Source organism: Halorubrum sp. SP3 (genome assembly GCF_005435195.1).
GTDB lineage: Archaea > Halobacteriota > Halobacteria > Halobacteriales > Haloferacaceae > Halorubrum > Halorubrum sodomense.
The window spans coordinates 1-579 of record NZ_SGTU01000259.1 but is presented as its reverse complement, the minus strand read 5'-3'; the positions used below and the strand labels follow the sequence as shown (position 1 = coordinate 579).

The following is a 579-nucleotide window of genomic DNA, read 5'->3' as shown; positions in this document are numbered from 1 at the left end:
AGGACGCCCGCGTCGACCCCGTCGGCGACGTCTGACTGCGCCGGATCCGTTGTTTGAAGATCGGTAACTAACGGACAAGAAAAATTCACTGAGGATCTCACTGACGGGCGACGTTCCCGTTCGGTGTTGGACTTCTGCCCAACGCTTATGCCGTTGGGTGGTGTCCCAACACGTAAGGGATGCCCTCAGAGGCGTTCTTCCAGTACACACACGTCGAAGCCGGCCTCGTCGAGAACGTCGTCCTTCGGCCGACCGACGACACCGAGACGTACCCCTCGGGCTGGAAGTACACCCTCCATCTGGGCACCCTCGACGATCTCACGCTCGTCCGGTACGACAACTCCCACGAGGATACCAAGGGACACGAACATCACACCGCAGCGGGCGATCTCGACGGCGTCGGATTCCCTGGAATGGAGGAGCTGCTCGTCGAGTTCTGGGCGAGTGCGGACGAGTACTGGGACGTTGTCGGCGGCGACCCACCCCGACCGCACTGATCGAACACCCTCCGACCCACACCTCAACCATGACCACACTCCACATCACCGTCGGCGACCGAGAACAGCTCCGTGAGGACGC

General features: G+C 61.8%; 1 protein-coding gene. It reads left to right on the top strand.

Annotated features, from left to right (window positions below; translation table 11 throughout):
* Positions 1-179: 179 nt before the first annotated feature.
* Positions 180-497, top strand: coding sequence for a DUF6516 family protein (locus EXE42_RS16495; protein ID WP_137695091.1), 318 nt, complete (start codon positions 180-182; stop codon positions 495-497).
* Positions 498-579: the final 82 nt, after the last annotated feature.

Excerpts from the sequence above, each read along its gene's own strand:
- EXE42_RS16495 (WP_137695091.1), top strand. The coding sequence starts at position 180 with ATGCCCTCAGAGGCGTTCTTCCAGTACACACACGTCGAAGCCGGCCTC.